Annotated in this window: 9 protein-coding genes and 2 pseudogenes; 4 read left to right on the plus strand and 7 right to left on the minus strand. The window is 73.9% G+C overall.

Features of this window, described 5'->3' with window-relative positions:
• Positions 1-179 precede the first annotated feature (179 nt).
• On the minus strand, positions 180-1,049 hold the full coding sequence (locus tag B056_RS0116145) for an LLM class F420-dependent oxidoreductase (RefSeq protein WP_018502902.1): 870 nt from the start codon (positions 1,047-1,049) through the stop codon (positions 180-182).
• A 183-nt stretch (positions 1,050-1,232) separates the two neighbouring features.
• Between B056_RS0116145 and B056_RS0116150 the strand changes: the two genes are divergently transcribed.
• The 3 genes from B056_RS0116150 (at position 1,233) to B056_RS44460 (ending at position 5,855) form a co-directional block, all read left to right on the plus strand.
• Positions 1,233-1,859 (plus strand): copper resistance CopC family protein, encoded by a 627-nt coding sequence (locus B056_RS0116150; protein WP_018502903.1) that lies wholly within the window; start codon positions 1,233-1,235, stop codon positions 1,857-1,859.
• Between the two features lie 6 nt (positions 1,860-1,865).
• Positions 1,866-4,031 carry a cytochrome c oxidase assembly protein gene (locus tag B056_RS0116155; protein ID WP_018502904.1) on the plus strand — a complete coding sequence of 722 codons (2,166 nt, stop codon included), beginning with the start codon at positions 1,866-1,868 and terminating at the stop codon, positions 4,029-4,031.
• A gap of 1,230 nt (positions 4,032-5,261) precedes the next feature.
• Positions 5,262-5,855 (plus strand): ATP-dependent Clp protease proteolytic subunit, encoded by a 594-nt coding sequence (locus tag B056_RS44460; RefSeq protein WP_018502905.1) that lies wholly within the window; start codon positions 5,262-5,264, stop codon positions 5,853-5,855.
• 50 nt (positions 5,856-5,905) lie between these two features.
• Here the strand turns inward: B056_RS44460 and B056_RS0116165 are convergent, their stop codons facing one another.
• From B056_RS0116165 to B056_RS36760, 4 genes are all read right to left on the minus strand, one after another.
• Positions 5,906-8,521 (minus strand): HAD-IC family P-type ATPase, encoded by a 2,616-nt coding sequence (locus tag B056_RS0116165; RefSeq protein ID WP_018502906.1) that lies wholly within the window; start codon positions 8,519-8,521, stop codon positions 5,906-5,908.
• A gap of 108 nt (positions 8,522-8,629) precedes the next feature.
• Complete coding sequence (locus B056_RS0116170; protein WP_018502907.1) at positions 8,630-9,565, minus strand: undecaprenyl-diphosphate phosphatase; 936 nt, start codon at positions 9,563-9,565, stop codon at positions 8,630-8,632.
• 104 nt (positions 9,566-9,669) lie between these two features.
• Positions 9,670-14,328 (minus strand): cation-translocating P-type ATPase, encoded by a 4,659-nt coding sequence (locus tag B056_RS0116175; RefSeq protein ID WP_018502908.1) that lies wholly within the window; start codon positions 14,326-14,328, stop codon positions 9,670-9,672.
• 6 nt (positions 14,329-14,334) lie between these two features.
• Positions 14,335-14,652: a hypothetical protein gene (locus B056_RS36760; RefSeq protein ID WP_051105644.1), complete on the minus strand. Its 318-nt coding sequence runs from the start codon at positions 14,650-14,652 to the stop codon at positions 14,335-14,337.
• Between the two features lie 259 nt (positions 14,653-14,911).
• Here B056_RS36760 and B056_RS42790 point away from each other — a divergent pair, with 259 nt between their 5' ends.
• Positions 14,912-15,733, plus strand: coding sequence for a hypothetical protein (locus B056_RS42790; protein ID WP_018502910.1), 822 nt, complete (start codon positions 14,912-14,914; stop codon positions 15,731-15,733).
• A 152-nt stretch (positions 15,734-15,885) separates the two neighbouring features.
• Here B056_RS42790 and B056_RS36765 read toward each other — a convergent pair.
• Both B056_RS36765 and B056_RS0116195 read right to left on the minus strand, forming a co-directional pair.
• Positions 15,886-16,530, minus strand: a pseudogene (locus B056_RS36765) (transposase family protein).
• A gap of 572 nt (positions 16,531-17,102) precedes the next feature.
• Positions 17,103-17,338: pseudogene (locus B056_RS0116195) on the minus strand (IS5 family transposase); the annotation flags it as partial.

Raw genomic sequence — 17,338 nt, forward strand, 5'->3', positions numbered from 1 at the left:
TCCGGCCTCGAACGTTGCCCGCCCGGATTAACCCAGAAACGTACCCTGGGCTCGCCGACAGCATCACCCGACCTAATCCGAATTTCGAAGGCAGCAAGCTGAGGACGGCTCACACGGCTCGTCACGGTTGACTGTCGCACCCGCCGACCCACCTATCGTCGGCGACCTTGCCGTACTCGTCACGACAGGTTGAGCGCCGCCGCGACCGTGGCGAGGAAGTCGACGTGGCCGTCGGCGGAGTCCAGGCCGCGGCCCATCGTGGCGATGGAGACGTGGGTTCCGCCGGCCGCGCGCCAGGCGTCGATCTCCGCCGTCAGGTCGCCTGTTCCGCCACTGGCGATGACCACGTAGTTGCCGCCGAACTCCTCGACCGGGCGGCCGAGGCCGTGCACCTTCTCGCGGAGCCGCTTCCAGCCGTCCAGGGCCTGCTCGACACCGTGACTGCCGGAGAAGATGAAGCCGTCCGCGAGCCGGGCCGCCCGGTCGAAGGCCTTCTCACCGGACCCGCCGAGCCAGATCGGGACGGGCCGGGACGGCTTCGGCACGAGCGCGGCCCGGTCGATCCGGTCGAAGCGGCCGGAGAAGTCGACGACGGGCTCGGTGAACAACCGGCGGAGCAGCGTGATCTGCTCTTCCTCTCGGGCACCCCGGGTGCGGAAATCCTGACCGAGGGCCTCGTACTCGACGTGGTTCCAGCCGATGCCCACACCGAGGCGCAGCCGGCCGCCGGACAGGAGATCGACGTCGGCGGCCTGCCGGGCCACCAGTGCGGTCTGGCGCTGCGGAAGGATCAGGATGCCGGTCGCGAAGCCGATGCGCTCGGTGATGCCGGCCAGGTAACCGAACATGACGAACGGGTCGTGGAACGGGTCGCGTTCGGTGTACGGGCCGGTCAGCGCGGGCGTCCTGTCGACGTGCACGGCGCCTAGCACATGGTCGTAGGCGAGCAGGTGGTCGAAGCCCAGCTCCTCGACGGCGGTCCCGATCCGCCGGACGGCCGCCGGGTCGCCGCGAAGCTCGATCTGCGGGTACACGACACCGATCTGCATGGATGTCATTGTGCGCCAACGATCTTGCGGATGTTGACCGCCACCTCCGGACACGCCGGCCGGGGCCGCCCGACCGGCCCGGGGCGCTCGACCGGTCCGGGCCACTCGAACGGTCCAGGCCGCTCGGGCGGGACCACACCGCGGCCGATTCTTCTACGGTGCGTAGAAAGTAGACTGGACCCGGTGCAACGAAGATCGCTCGCCGCGACGTCGACCGCCGCGCTCACGACCCTGACCGCAGTCGTCGTGATGATGCTGGCCGTCATATTCGTCACGCCCCGTCCCGCATGGGCGCACTCAACGCTACGCGGCACCGACCCGGCGGACGGGTCGACCCTGGACGCGCCACCGTCCCGGATCTCGCTGGTGTTCAGCGAGGCCGTCTGGGCGGACTACGCGACGGTCGCGGTCACCCGCGACGGCGGCGGCCAGATCCCGGCCGATCCGCCGCAGGTCACCGACACGACTCTCTCGGTCGCGGTACGGGACGTCACCGCTGGTGACTACCACGTGGCCTGGCGGGTGGTCTCGGCCGACGGGCATCCGATCAGCGGCGAGTTCTCCTTCACGGTGGCCGCGCCCCCCGCCACCGTCGCCACGACGGCACCGGCGGCACCGGCCGGCGGCACCAGCACCGCCCCGAGCACGGCGACGACCGCCGCGCCGCGGCCCACGGACCCCGCTCCGACGCCGCCGGCCACCTCGGAACCCGCCGAGGGCGGCGGCAACGGCTGGGTCATCGGGGTGGTCATCGCCGGGCTGGCCGTCCTCGGCGGCACGGTACTGCTGATCCGACGGAACCGGGAGTAGAAAGCCATGGCCGTTCCCGTTGTCGCGCTCGCCGCACTGCTGGCGCTGCTGGCACTGGTGGCTGTCGTCGCCACCGGCCCCGCGGCGGTGGCCCTGCCGGGGCTGCCCGACCCCGGCTCGCTCACCCACTGGGGGCTGCCGGTGGCCCGGGTGGTCAGCGAGGTGGCCGCCGTCGGGACGGTCGGCTGGCTGCTCGCCGCCGCCGTGCTCATCCCGACCCAGAAGGGCCGGCTCGGCGCGGCGGCCCGCCGCCACGGACGGGCCGCCGCGGCCTCGGCGGCGGTGTGGGCGGTGGCGGCGCTCGCCGAACTGGTCTTCACGGCCTCCGACATCACCGCGCGCCCACCCGGCGAGGTGCTGGACCCGACGGCGCTGCGTTCCTTCGTCTCCGCCGCCCCGCAGGGCCGGGCCCTGCTCGTCGTGGCCGGCGCCGCGCTGGTCGTCGCGCTGGTCGGCGCGACGCTGATGTCGACCGTGGCCGCCGGCTGGCTGCTCGCGCTCGCCTGCGCGGCGCTGCTCCCCCCGGTGGTCACCGGGCACGCGGCCGGGTCGTCCCAGCACGCGCTCGCCGTGATCGCGCTCGGTCTGCACATCATGGCGGCCGTGGTCTGGATGGGCGGCCTGCTCGCCCTGCTGACCATGCGGGCGCTGCCGGACGCCACCTTCTCCGCCGCGTTGCGCCGCTACTCGCGGCTGGCGGCCTGGGCCGCGGGCGCGACCGCGGTCGGGGGTGTGGCCAGCGCCGCCGTCCGGCTCGGCGGGTTCGGCCCGCTGTTCGAGGACCGGTACGGCCTGCTGGTCCTCGGCAAGGCCGCCGGCCTGCTCACCGCCGTCGCGCTCGGCGGACTGGTACGCCGCCGAGTGATCTCCACCGCCGCGGCTCACGACCGCGCGGGCACGGGCGCGAGCACGGGTGCAGCCAGCGCCGCGGGCGCGGAAGCGGGGACCGGCACGGTCGCCGCCACGGACGTGCCGTCCCGGCTGAACACGGACGTGCCATCCCGGCTGGGCGCGTTCCGACGGCTCGCCGTCGTCGAGATCTGCGTCCTGGCGGCGACGTTCGGCCTGGCCGCGGGCCTGTCGCAGACGGCGCCGCCGGTGAACGACTCGGCGCTGCCGACCGACCCCACCGAGGCCCTGCTCGGCTACCCGATGCCCCCGGCGATCACCCCCGGGCGGCTCCTCTCCTCCTGGCGCCCCGACTGGGTGTTCCTCGGCCTGGTCGCCCTCGCCGCCGGCCTGTACCTGGCCGGGATCATCCGGCTGGCGCGCCGCGGCGACAGCTGGCCGGTCGGCCGCACGATCGGGTTCCTCACCGGGCTCGCCCTGGTCGCCGTCGTGACGTCCGGCGGGCTCGGGGTCTACGGGCCGGTGCTGCTCAGCGTGCACATGACCCAGCACATGATCCTCACGATGCTGGCGCCGATCCCGCTGGTGCTCGGCGCGCCGATCACCCTCGCGCTGCGCGCGCTGCGGCCGGCGTCCGCGCCGTACCGCGCCGGGCCGCGCGAGTGGCTGCTCGCCGGCCTGCACTCCTGGCCCGCCCGGGTGGTCACCCATCCGCTGTTCGTCACCGCGAACTTCGCCGGCAGCCTGTACGTGCTGTACCTGAGCGACCTGCTCGGCTACCTGATGAACAGCCACCTCGGCCACTTCGCGATGAACGCCCACTTCCTGATGACGGGCTTCTACTTCTTCGAGGTCCTCATCGGCATCGACCCGCTGCCGAAGCGGCCGCCGCACCCCGGGCGGGTGCTGATGCTGATGGCCGTGGTTCCGTTCCACGCCTTCCTCGGGCTCACGATCATGAGCACGTCCACGGTGCTGGGCAGCAGCTGGTACGACCACCTCGTCCGTCCCTGGGGCGTCAGCCCGCTGCACGACCAGGGCACGGCCGGGGGCATCACCTGGTCGTTCGGGGAGGTCCCGACGCTGGTGGTGCTGCTCGTGCTGGCCGTGCAGTGGGCCCGCACCGACGAGCGCCGTGCCCGCACCCGCGAGCGCCGCGTCGACGCCTCCGGGGTGGACGCGCAGCTCGACGCCTACAACGCCTACCTCGCCCGCCTCAACGGCGAACGACCCGCACCGGCGAAACAGGCCACACCGACCGTCCCGCCGGTACCGGCCCAGCGCGGCGACACCGGCTCCCCCACCGGCGGACCGGGCTCCTGACCGTCACACTGACCCAGGTTCCGGTGGTGCCCGGCTCGCCGCTGTCCCGAATCCGCCTCCCCGGCGCTCGGGTCGCCGCGAAGCTGACCCCGTCAACCGCGGCCGATATCGTGACCTGCGGGGCATTCAATCCCGGCGCAGCGCGCATGGTTGACCGATAGTGGGTCGGTCTGCAAAGAGGAGGCGTCGAAACCTCGTCGGGCCTAGGAGCTCGCGGTAAATCTCCGCCGGTGTTCGGGACCCCTCCCGACTCACGCCCTGGAGAATGGGCACCATGGTAGCAATGCCGGCAGGCGGTGCCGTTCCACGCAGGACGTCGACGTGGCGGCAATCCGTCGAGGAGCGGCCGTGGTGACAAGGTGGACGCAGGAACGGCTCGACCGGGCGCGGTCGCTGTGGCAGGCGAAGAGGTACCGTTCGGCCTTGCAACAGCTGTCCGTCATCTTCGACGTCTACCCGGATCAGCCGGAGGCGCAGGAGATGGCCAGCGCGATCGCCCGCGCCGGGTCGGCACGCACCACAGACGCAGGCCCTGACGAGACGATCGAGCGCCGACATCTGTTTGACAGCCGACTCGACCCTATCTTCTCCTCCTGTGACACGCCAGGCTGTCGAACTTCCTGGATCAGTCCCCATTACATGAAAAGGATGTTCGACAACCTTACAGTCACCAATCCGCTCGGTGCGGGCTGCGCGGGATGCGGCGTCGCCCTGTGCCGGAAGCACCTGTGGACCGACCGGAACGGGCTTCTGCTCCGCTGCCCCCGATGCAGCCAGAAGATGGATCCCACATCACGTCCGAACGGGCGATCTCAATCCGTCCAGACTCCACGCCTAAACCGTCCGCTGGTTCACATCGCCGTACTCACCGAAGGGCGGAATACACCCTCTCCCGAATTCATGACAGAACTTCTCCAAGAGGTCTCCCCAGATACTTTCGAGGAAAATCCAAGGGTCTCCGCCTTCAACGGAGCGAGTTTCTCGGGTGACAGCACCGGTCTCGCCGACGCCCTGGCGTTCAAACTCACGGACGACTATCCAGCCAAGACCCACGAGATTCATGTCTACCCCGGCCGACAGGCCGGACGGAGGGGTCGACAATGGGTGATCATCAAGGTCTTCGAGAACCGACCCAAGCACGTGGACCCGGACAACCCCGAGATCGCCACCGCCTCCTCGCCAAGCACGGTAGTCGCACCGCCTGGTGAGCCAGGCCCAGCCGTCGACCCGGTGCCTCGCGGGGGGCCGGTCGAACAAGCCTCCCCGGCCAGGCCGGAGCAGGAAGAATCACTGTTGCGGAAGCGGATCATCTACCTGGGCGCTTCGGTGGAGGAGGACCTGGCGAACCGGATCTGCACCCGTTTACTCCTGTTGGACGCGGAAGACCCGCACCGTGACATCTTCCTCTACATCAACTCGCCGGGCGGCAGCGTCAGCGCCGGCATGGCGATTCACGACATGATGCAGTACGTGACGGCCGATGTGGTGACGGTCGCCCTCGGCCTGGCTGCGGGCACCGCGCAGTTCGTGCTGTGCGCGGGAGCCCCGGGCAAACGTTACGCACTGGCGCAAGCCAGAATTCTCATGCGCTCGCCGTCAAGCGGCACGGTCGACGCGGCCTCCGACACAGAGTCCGACAATGCTGTTCAAGCAGAACAGCTACTGTTTACCAGACAGATTGTGCACGGCCTGACCGCTTCCCATACCGGTCAGTCCCTCGAGGTGATCGAGCGGGACGCCGACCGGAACCGGTGGTACACCGCCCAGGAGGCAAAAGAGTACGGAATGGTCGATCATGTGGGCGTGCGACCGCCTTATGACTGAGGTACCCGGTGTGGCCGCGCCGCTCGGTGACGATCGGCGGCGGCGACCGGCTACTCGGCCGCGCCGGCGCCGTGGGCCGGGTGGCGGGCGGAGTGGGCATCGAGGTGGCGGCGGGTGAAGACCCAGCTGATCTCCAGTACGACGCCGCCGGCCAGGGCGACCGCCGCCCCCGTCCACGGGCCGGTGGTGCCGACGAGCGAGAGCTGGAAGAACTCCTGCCCGTACGGGACGGCCAGCACGACCGCGAACGCGACCGCCATCGTCGCGACGAGCAGGATCCGCCACCAGGTGTAGGGCCGGGCGACGATCGCCAGTGCCCACAGGGCGACGAGGAACAGGGTGAGCGTCGCCATCGACGTCTCGGCGTCGAGATCGCCGTCGTAGATCGAGCGGGCCAGGAAGTAGGAGGCCAGGGTCGCGGCGGCGGCGAGCACCCCGGCCGGCAGCGCGAAGCGCAGGACCCGGCCGACGAAGTCGGGGCGGGCCCGTTCGGCGTTCGGGGCCAGGGCCAGGAAGAAGGCGGGGATCCCGATCGTCAGGGAGCCGATCAGGGTCAGGTGGCGGGGCAGGAACGGGTAGGGCACCTGGGTGATCACCACGACGATGGCGAGCAGCACCGAGTAGACCGTCTTGGTCAGGAACAGGTTCGCGACCCGCTCGATGTTGCCGATCACCCGCCGCCCCTCGCCGACCACCGAGGGCAGGGTGGCGAAGCTGTTGTTCAGCAGAACGATCTGGGCGACCGCCCGGGTGGCCTGGCTCCCGGAGCCCATCGAGACGCCGATGTCGGCGTCCTTGAGGGCGAGCACGTCGTTGACGCCGTCGCCGGTCATCGCGACGGCGTGCCCGCGGGACTGCAGGGCGGCGACCATCTCGCGCTTCTGCCGCGGGGTGACCCGCCCGAAGACCGAATTCGCCTCCAGGACGTCGGCGAGGGCCTCCGGGTCGGTGGGGAGTGTGCGGGCGTCCACCGGGGTCTCGGCCCCGGGCAGGCCGAGGGTGCGGGCGACGGCGCCGACCGACAGGGCGTTGTCTCCGGAGATGATCTTGGCGGCGACCCCCTGGTCGGCGAAGTAGCGCAGGGTGTCCGCGGCGTCGGCGCGCAGCCGCTGCGCGATGACGACCAGGGCGACCGGGGTGGTCAGCCCGGGGACCTCGGCGGGGGCGGCCACGGCCTCGGCGAGGGTCGCGCCGTAGGTGGCGAGGAGCAGGACACGCAGGCCCCGCTCGCCGAACCGGTCGGCCTCGACGAGCGCCGGGTGGCTCTCCGGGAGGAGCACGTCCGGTGCGCCGAGCAGCCAGGTGGCCGCCGGGCCGGTCGGGTCGGCCGGGCCGGTGATCTCGGCGCCGCTCCACTTGCGTGCCGAGGAGAACGGCATGTCGGCCCGGATGGTCCAGCCGGCGGGCGCCGGCCAGGCGTCGATGATCGCCTGCATGCTGGGGTTGGGACGTCTGTCCGCGGCACCGAGGGTGCCGAGCACCGCCTCGGCGGTCGCCCGGCTCCCGCCGGTCCCGGTGCCGGCACCGAGCAGGCGCAGTTCGACGACGTCCATCGCGGCTTCGGTGAGGGTGCCGGTCTTGTCCAGGCAGACGACGTCGACCCGGGCCAGCCCCTCGATGGCCGGCAGTTCCTGGACGAGGCACTCGCGGCGGCCGAGCCGGACCACGCCGACCGCGAAGGCCACCGAGGTGAGCAGGACCAGGCCCTCGGGCACCATCGGGACGAGGCCGGCGACCATCCGGCGGACGCCCTCCGGCAGGTCGTCGTCGTTCACCAGGATCTGGCTGATGATCAGCGCCACCCCGGCCGGGATGATCATCCAGGTGACGACCCGCAGGATGGTGTTGATGCCGTTGCGGAGCTGGGAGTGGACCAGGGTGAAGCGGCTCGCCTCCTCGGCGAGCTGGGCGGCGTAGGCGGCCCGGCCGACGCGGTTCGCGCGGAACGCGCCGGAGCCGGCGACCACGAAGCTGCCCGACATGACCGTGTCGCCGGGACGTTTGTGCATCGGGTCGGCCTCGCCGGTGAGCAGCGACTCGTCGACCTCGAGGTTCTCCGCCTCGAGGACGAGACCGTCCACGACGATCTTGTCGCCCGAGCCGAGCTCGACGACGTCGTCGAGAACGATCTCGGACGCCGCCAGCTCGGCGGCGACACCGTCGCGCCGGACCACGGGACGGGCCTCGCCGACGACGGCGAGCCGGTCGAGGGTCCGCTTGGCGCGGATCTCCTGGATGACGCCGATCAGGGTGTTGGCGATGATCACACCGCCGAACAGGGCGTCCTGGACCGGGCCGACGATCACGATGAGGGCGAAGAGCACGCCGATGATCGCGTTGATCCGGGTGAGGACGTTCGCCTGGACGATCTCGCCGACCGAGCGGCTGGAGCGGACCGGGACGTCGTTCACCCGGCCGTCGGCGACCCGCTCCGCGACCTCGGCGGTGCTCAGGCCTTGCGCGTCGGCACCGAGGTCCGCGACGGGGGCCGGCTCCGGGTCGGGGGCCGGCTCCGGGTCGGGGGCCGGCTCCGGGTCGGGGGCCGGCTCCGGGTCGGGGGCCGGCTCCGGGTCGGGGGCCGGCTCCGGGTCGGTCGCCGTGCGGGGCCGGCCCCGAGGGTCGTCCTGGTCGGTGGACGCGGACGTCGCGACCGGTGGCCGGTCCATCGTCACTCACTCCCGTTCGTCGGTCCTCGCAGCCCTGGTGTCCCCCGCGCGCCAACGGTATTTGACACCCCACCCGCCGACAGTCCGGGCCTCCCGGCCCTGGGCGGCTCAGGCCGGAATCGCCGGGACCCTGCCGCCGAGCACGAGCGCGAGCAGCAGCAGCCCGAGGCCGATCCGGTACACGACGAACGGCGCGAAGCCGTGCGCGGAGACGTACCGGAGGAACCAGGCGATCGCCGCGTACCCGACGACGAACGCCACCACGCTCGCGCCGGCCAGCGGGCCCCAGGCCGGCGCGACCGCCCGCTCACCGGCCTGCGCGGTCTCGCCGATCTCGCCGGTCGCGCTGGTCGCGGCGTGCGGCCGGACCTCGCGGTAAAGGCGGTGGAGCCCGAAGGTTCCCGACACCAGGACGGCCGGAACGGCCAGCAGGAACGAGTACCGCGCGGCCGCCTCCCGGGAGTAGCGCAGCAGCAGGCCGCCACCGATGGTCGCCCCGGAGCGGGACACCCCCGGCACCAGCGCGGCGGCCTGCGCGAGCCCGATCAGCAGCCCGTCCCGCACCGACAGGTCCGTCAGCGGCCGGCCGCCGCGCGCCGCGCGGCGGGCCGTCAGGGTGTCGGCGGCGCCGAGCAGCGCGCCGACCCCGGCCAGCGCGCCCGCGGTCAGCCGCAGATCACGGAACCGGCCCTTGATGACGTCTTCGAAGACGTAGCCGACGGCTCCGATCGGCACGGTCCCGAACATGACCAGCCAGGCCAGCCGGGCGTCCGCGGCCTGCCCCACGGCCGGTCCCGCGTGCCGCCCCGGGACCGGGGCGGCCAGTGACCGCAGCCAGGCGCGGCCGAGGCGGGCGATGTCGGCGCGGAGGTAGACCATCACGGCGGCGGCCGTGCCGAGCTGGGTGACGGCGGTGAACGCTGCGCCGGGGTCGTCCCAGCCGGCCAGCGCGGCCACGACCCGCAGGTGCGCGCTCGAGGAGACGGGCAGGAACTCGGTGAGCCCCTGGACCACACCGAGAACCGCGCCTTCGGTCCAGTTCAACGCAGCATCCCGTTCACCGGCATGACCGTACCGGCAGGTACGCGGCCGGCGGGTACCGGCTTCGCCGCCCGGCCATCCAGCCGAGCCCCAATCGTCACCTTGCGTTAACCAACCTGGCTCACCGTAACCGCAATGCCATCTGCTGCTGGAGAGGAGGCGAGGTCATGACGGAGCTTCTCGCCGGTCTGGTCGTCGAAGCGGTCGGGACGGTCCTCGTCCTGCTGGTCACCGGGCTGGTCCGCCGTTGGCTGGGGGCCTCGCCCGCGGCGGGCGCGGTCTGACCCCGCCGCCACGGCGGTCGCCACGGACGCGGAGACCACGGCGATCGTCCAGCCGACCGGGCCGACGGGCCGGCAGCCGAACAGGGTGCTGACCACTGGGGTCTGCACGATCCCGGCGAGCACCGCGAAGCTCCCGGCCGCCGTGGCGATCACGAGCGGGTCGCGGCCGGCCAGGGCGAGCGTCTGCCCGAGCTGCGACCCGACGACGGCCAGCAGCGCGACGGTCGACGCCCGCCCCGGGGTGCCGGTGCGCCGGGCGACGGCCCAGGCGGCGGTCGCCGCGCCCGCGGTGGTCGCGCCGCGCAGCAGGATCGCGCGGCGCAGCGGGCCGGCGAGGATCGCGTCCGCGCAGTGCGGCGGGTCGCCGCCGCGGCCGCGCACCGCGAGCGCCATCGCGGGTGCCATGTCCGTCAGCAGGTTGACCAGCAGGAGCTGGCGCGGGCTGAGCGGTGCCCGGCCCGCCACGGCCGCGCCGAGCAGGGTGAAGGCGACCTCGCCCGCGTTCCCGCCGACCAGCACCGACACCGCGTCGGTGACGGACTGCCACATCCGCCGGCCCTCCAGGACGGCGTCGGCCAGCCGGTCGACGTCGGCGGCGGTGAGCAGCAGGTCGGCGGCCCCGGTCGCCGCCGCCGACCCGCGTCCCTGGACGGCGACGCCGACGTCCGCCGCGCGGATCGCGGCCGCGTCGTTGGTGCCGTCACCGGTCATCGCCACCGTGCGCCCCTGCCGGCGCAGGGTCGTCACGAGCCGTACCTTCTGCTCCGGGGAGATCCGGGCGAAGACCGTGGCGGTGCCGACCCGGCGGCCGAACTCCTCGTCCCCGAGCCGGTCGAGCTCGGGCCCGGTGGCGACGGCCCCGGCGGTGACGGGCAGCCCGACCTCGGTGGCGATCGCGGCCGCGGTACCCGGGTGGTCGCCGGTGACGACGAGGACACGCAGCCCGGCAGCGGTCAGCCGGCGGATCGCGGGGGCGGCCGTCGGGCGCGGGGTGTCCGCCAGCCCGACGAAGCCGACGAGCTCCAGATCCCGCACGAGCGCGTCCGGGATGTCGGGCGCGATGTCGACCGGGCCGTCCGCCGGCGCGGCCCGCTGGACCGGCGGCGACAGCGGTGCCGGCGCGGCCGGCGATGACATCCGTGCCGGCGCGGCCGGCGGCGCGGCCTGAGCGGCCGGCGGCGGCTGAGCGGCCGGCGGCGCCGCGGAGCGCGGGTGGAACTGCCGCGAACGGGCGACGGCGAGCACACGTAGGCCCCGCGACGCGAGCGCGTCGACCGTGCGGTGTGCCGCCGCGACGTCCCGGGCGGACATCCGGCAGCGGTCCAGCAGCGTCTCCGGCGCCCCCTTGACCGCCAGCACCGCGGCGTCGCCGGCCTGCACCATCGTCACGGCGTAGCCGCGCGCGGTCTCGAACGGCAGCTCGGCGAGCCGGCGGCCCAGCGGTTCCAGCGGTTCCGCCGCGGCCAGCACGGCCCGGTCGGTGGCATGCGGGACCGGGCCGTCCGGCCGGGGGCTCGCCGCGCCGGCGACCCGCAGCACGTCGTCCCGGGACGCACCGCCCACCACCGCGACCGCGCGCAGCACCAGGCGGCCCTCGGTCAGCGTGCCGGTCTTGTCGAAGCAGACGGTGTCGATCCGGCCCAGCGCCTCGACGGTGCGCGAGGAACGCACGAGCACACCGAGGCGGGCCAGCCGCCGGGCGGCCGCGACCTGGGCGACCGTGGCGACCAGCGGCAGGCCCTCCGGCACCGCGGCGACCGCCACCGCCACCCCCGCGCCGAGGGCCTCCCGCGCACCGGCCCCGCGCAGCACCGACAGGGCGCTCACCGCGAGCCCGCTGGCCGCGGTCAGCGGCAGCGCGAGCCGGGTGAGATCACCCAGCCGGTTCTGCACCCCCGCCGGTGCCCCGGCGCCGACCACCGCGGCGCTCGCGCGGCCCGCCTCGGTGGCCTCGCCGACGGCGACGACGATCCCCCGGCCCGTGCCGGCGAGCACGGTGGTCCCCTCGAAGAGCATGCAGCTGCGGTCGGCGAGATCCGCGGACGGTGTCGGCTCGACAGACTTCCCCACGGGGACGGACTCTCCGGTCAGCGACGCCTCGTCGACCTCGAGGGTGTCCGCGGCGAGCAGCCGCGCGTCGGCGGGGACGACGTCCCCGGCCCGGACGAGGATCCGGTCACCGGGCCGCAGCTCGTCGGCCGGCAGCACCCGCGGGCCACCGGTCGTCTCGACCCGGGCGAGCGCGAGGTGGTGTGCCCTCAGCCCGCGCATCGCGGCCTCGGCCCGGGCCCGCTGCGCGCCGCTGAGGACGGCGTTCGTCACCGAGACCCCGGCCACCAGCGCCGCGTCCACGGTCGAGCCGAGGACGGCGCTGGCCGCCGCGCCCACCATCAGCACCGGTACGAGCGGATCCCGCAGGTCCGCGACGATTGCCGCGCCAAGCTCCCGGGCTCCCTTCCCGAACGATCTGGCCGCCGGTTCCCGAGCACCAGAACCCGCGCCCGCGTCAGAACCGAAGCCGAAGCCCGAACCCGCGCCGGAACCGGCCGACCGGGCCCCGGCCGGCTCCGCCGGGCCGCGCGAGGTGGCGGGCAGCCGGCGGCGCACCGCCTCCACGTCCAGGGCGTGCCAGTCCGTGCGGCGCACCGGTGCCGGCGGTGGATGCCGGTCCGCGCGGGACGCCGCCACCAGACCCTCCGCCATCGAACTCACCGCGGCGGCGCTCACCGGGCCGCCACGCGCCAGCGCCCCGACCAGCGACCGGCTCTGACGTCCGGAGGCTCCCCCGGCGACGACGGTGGTCAGGGCGGACAGCGCCGAACCGGACACCGCCAGAGACGCCGCCCGGCGGCTGGTCGCCCCCGCCGGCACCGGGTACTGCAGCACCCGCCACACGTCGGCCAGCCCGCGCACACAGAGCAGGTCCGCGCACCAGGGCGGCCGTTCCCCGGGGCGGACGAGCCCGACACCGACATCGGCGACGTGCAGCGCGTCCGTGTCGGAGCCGCAGCCGACCACGAGGACGACCGCTCCCCCGGCCTGCGCCCGCCACACCTCGGTCGCCAGGTCCGTCCCGCCGCGCACCCGGGCGTCGACGAGCGGGGTGAGCTCGGCGGTGCTCACGTGTTCGCCGAGCAGGACGCTGCCGCAGGCGCGCGCCGCCCGCAGCACCACCTCCGCGTGCCCGTCGGTCTCCACACCGATGAGCGCGCGCAGCGCGGGCCCGCCGCGCAGCTCCACGGGCAGGCCGTCGGGGTCGGCCGCGCGACGGGTCCCGCGAGCGTGCGCGGCGACGAGCCGGCGGGTGCCGGCCCGGGCCACGACCGCGCCGGGACGGAACGGGCGCCACACGTCCAGCCCCTCCACCAACGCGTCGACGGCCGTCCAGCTGGGGCCGTCCGGAGCCGAGAGCACCCGCGCCGTGCCGGACAGCAGGGCGGTGGGCGACACCACCACGGTGTCGACGCGGTCGAGGCGGCGCAGGCACGACCGTTCGAGCGCCAGCACGTCGTGCGCGGCCAGCCGGCGACCCGCCGTCGCGGCGAACACCTCCCGGCCCAGCCGCGCGGCCCGGGGGACGGTGGCGAGGAGCAGATCGCCGGCGAGCACGGGCGACCCGGACACCGCCAGGGTGGCCGTGCCGAGCGCCAGCCCGGCCGCGGCCATCCGGTCGGCGCACCGCTCCACCGGGCCGGCCGGCAGCGGCCGCGGCCGTCGCTCCCGCGCGACGTCACCGAGACGGCCGAGGGCCGCGCTCCGCGCGCCGCGGGTCGCCTGGCCCAGCTCCGGTTCGAGCCGGGTGAACGCGGCCCGGGTGGCGAGCAGCTCGCCCAGGGTGGCGCAGCGGTGCGCCACGCCGACGAGGATCATGTCCGGACTCTGGCTGAACGCGGCGACCCCCGCGTTCGCCAGGCCGATCGCCAGGTCGGCGCCGGTTCGCCCCAGCCCGCGTTCGAGGGCGCGCCGGGCCCGCGGCTGGTGGTCGACCAGCGCCACGGCCGCGGCGGCGGCCCGCGGGACCGCCGGCAGCCGCAACAACCGTCCGGCCACGGCGAAGCCGAAGGCGGCGGCGTCCACGCCGAGCGCGACGAGCTCGGCGGCGACCGGTCCGGGGTCACCGGGGTGCCCGTTCCGCTCCTCCCCCCGCGACCTGGCGGGGGCAGGGGCGGCGGCGGGCCGCTGTCCCGCCGTGGCGGCCTCCTCCACCTCGGCTACCGCGTCAACCACGTCGGCGATGTCGACCGCGTCGGCGTCGAAGGCGACCAGGAGCCGGCCGAGGCCCTCGTCGACCTCGGCCCAGTCGACTCCCTCGAGCTCCCGGACGGCGGCGGCCACCTGGTCGTGCACGTCCCGGCGGAGCAGCTCGACGTGGGCGGAACCGGCGCCGTTCCACACTGCGCGGGGGCGCCGCGACGGCCGGTGAAGCTCCGCGACGAGCGCCCGCGCGGCGCCACGCGGCGAGGACAGCCGGAGGCGCCCCACCGTCGGTCAGGCGCTCGGTGAACGGCGGCCGGTGCCACCGTCACGGCCCGTGCTCACGGACCGGCTGTGCTGGGAGACATAGGTACCCGCGGCGATCGCGGCCGCGATCGGCCATTCGATGATCTCGATGGCGGCCAGCGCGCCGAGGCCCGCGTAGTAGGCGGTCCGCTTCGCGGACGGGAGGGCCAGCGGCCCGATCCGGACGCCGTCCACCCGCGGCGGCGGCGCCACCTCCAGCCGTGCGGTGACGTAGGGCAGCCGCACCACGACGACCCGCCCCGCCCGCTCCTGCCGCCCATGGAACAGCCTCTGGACGGCGCTCACCGCCGACACGGCCGCTCCGGGAACCGTTCCGGCCGCCCGGGACACCACCGACCGTGACACCGCCACCGGAGACGTCGCCGACCGGGACGACGTCGATCGGGACGACGTTGATCGGGATGTCGTCGATCGGGACGCCGCCGAGCGGGCTCCTGCCGCCCCGGCCGCCGCCGCGGTACGCGTCGCCCGCCCCCGGCCCGCGGCGGCGCGCTCCGGCTGAGTACCGCTCCCCGCCGGACGGGCCGCGCTCCCTCGGGCCGCCGTGCCACGCGCGCCGGACGTCCGCGCCGTCGTGCTCCGTGCCGTCGTACTCCGCGCCGTTGTCGTTCTTGGCGTCGTCGCCCGGGGCGTTGTCGTGGTTGCCCGGGACGTCGTCGTCGCCCGGGGTGTCGTCGTCGCCCGGGGTGTCGTCGTCGCCCGGGGTGTCGTCGTCGCCCGGGTGGCCGTGCTTCGAGCGGATGTGCTTCGGGCCGCCGTGCTCCGTGCTGTGGCCGTGCCACCCCGGGCCGCCGTCCCACGTGACGCCGGGCCCGTGGCCCTGGTGCCCGTCGCCGCGGCGCGAGCCGTCGTGCCGCGAGCCGCTCCCGTGCTCCGGGCCGAGGTGGACCGGCCGGACGCGGCCCCCTCCGCCGAATCTCCGGCAGGCGAGCCGGCGGTGGTCGATGCCGGGGTGGGTGAGGCAGGCGTGGGCGCGGTGGGCGCGGTGGGTGAGGTCGAGGTCGTGTTTGGTGAGGCCGGGGTCGCGGTGGCCGAGGTCGTGGTGGTCGAGCCGGTGGAGGCCGACCTCACGGCAGGCGGGGACGCCGCCCGCTGGTGGGCGCCGGTCTCATCGGGCCGGGTGGACGTGCTTCCCGGCCTGGTCGCCGGCGCGGCCGGGGCGGTCGCCGCCGGCGCGGCGGAGAAGAGTGGACTGGCCGCCGGGATCGACTCCGGCCGGCCGATCGAGCCACTGATGGCGCCGGCGCCGTTCCTGGACGTGCCGGTCTCCGATGAACTGGTCGCCATGGTGCCGTTCCCTCCGTCGCGCGTCCCGAAGCAGCAAGCCCAGGTTAGATCATTATTACCCAGCGTATATTACCGGTGACTGAGCGTTGGAACAGCCAGGCGGCAAGACTGCCGACGGACGAACCGGTCAAACGACACAGGCCACACAGAACACACGGACCACACAGGCGAAAAAGGGACCGCACCCACCACACCCGGGACACCCGGGACGGGAGGGCCACTGAGCCTTTTTCAACCTCGGTGGGTGGTCTTGAGGTGGAGGGTGAGGATGTCCTGAACGAGGCTGGTGATGCGGGTGGTGGAGCAGCGCGGCTTGCGGAGTAGCCGCCAGGTTTTGAGGGTGGTCATGGCCTGCTCGCCCAGCGCGCGGATCTTGGCGTGGGCGTGGTTGACGGCCTGCTGGCCGGCGGAGAGCCGTTCCCCGCAGCGCCGGGAAGTGCTGGTGAGGCCCACAGCAGGCGGCCGGCGGGGCCGGTGAGGACCTGCACGGTCATCCCGTGGCGCTTGTGCTTGCCGGAGTAGAACGGCTGGTCGGCTCCCGACCCGGTCGATGGGGAGCAGGGTCCCGTCCAGGATCACGAACGCCTTGCTGGCGGCGGTGCGTAGGGCGGTGGGTAGATCCACGGCGAGCGCGGCGAGCGGGTCGACGGCTTCGACGACGTACCGGTAGACGGTGCTGACCCCGATCCCGAAGCCGGCGGCGAGCGGGGCGTAGGTGTGTCCGCGGCGCAGGTGCGCCAGCACGAGCAGGGCTTGGCGGTCCGCGGGCAGGCGCCGCCAGCGGGTGCCGCGTTCGCGGCGGCGGGCGTGCAGCCGGTCGGTCAGGAAACGCGGAGTCGGGGTGGACAGATCGACCCCGACCGGGTAGAAAAGCACGCCAAGCTCCAGGCGGACAGGTGGTCTTGGTCGACAACCCGTCCACCAGGAGCTTCACCTCTTCCCGAACCCGGCCTCCACGCCCACCCCACCCGCAATCAGCCAGGTCGGCAAAGCCTCACTGTCACATGGGCACTGGACCCAGGGAACACCTCCGGCCACGGGTATCGCTGGCGCGACAGCGACGTCTACCTGGTGTGAGTGCGAGCGTTAGGCAGACGAGGTCGGGCTGCTGGTGGGCAGGCGCGGGGTGGGCGGGACGGTGGTAATCAGGATGGCCCGCCAGCTCACGACCGCTGCGGGGCCGCGTCGGCGAGCAAGGGCGTAAAGCGCTGCACGCAACAGGCTAGCGAACTTCACTTCTTACACGGACCCCGCCCGACGGAGGAGATCAGCGGTCTCGCGTGCCCGACGCCGGGCGACCTGCGGCGGCTCTTCCCCCCTCCTCCAGAGAAAGGGTCCGGGGCGGAGCCCCGCGTCTACCTCCCCCCGCCTGCCGGCCTGCCTACACGGCAAAGCTACGATCCTCGCGGTAAGTCACCTCTGAGTGCCTGTCCTGAATCTTGATGTTCTTAGCTCTCGGTCGCCTTTCTGGGGGTCCAGCGTGAGGCAGGGGCACGACGAGCGAGGCGGCGGACCATGGTGCGGATCATGGCCCAGTAGACGAAGGTGGCGGAGCTGGCCGGGTCACGTTCGTAGTCGCGGGCGAGACGACGGTGGCCGGTGATCCACGCCAGGGTGCGTTCCACGACCCAGCGTTTCGGGAGCGGCTGGAAGCCTTTCTGGCCTTCTTTCTTCCGGACGATCT

Origin of the sequence: Parafrankia discariae, assembly GCF_000373365.1 — a bacterium.
Classification (GTDB): domain Bacteria; phylum Actinomycetota; class Actinomycetes; order Frankiales; family Frankiaceae; genus Parafrankia; species Parafrankia discariae.

Coding starts and splice junctions, on each gene's coding strand:
- B056_RS0116145 (WP_018502902.1), bottom strand. CDS start 1,049: ATGCAGATCGGTGTCGTGTACCCGCAGATCGAGCTTCGCGGCGACCCG.
- B056_RS0116165 (WP_018502906.1), bottom strand. CDS start 8,521: ATGGACCGGCCACCGGTCGCGACGTCCGCGTCCACCGACCAGGACGAC.
- B056_RS0116155 (WP_018502904.1), top strand. CDS start 1,866: ATGGCCGTTCCCGTTGTCGCGCTCGCCGCACTGCTGGCGCTGCTGGCA.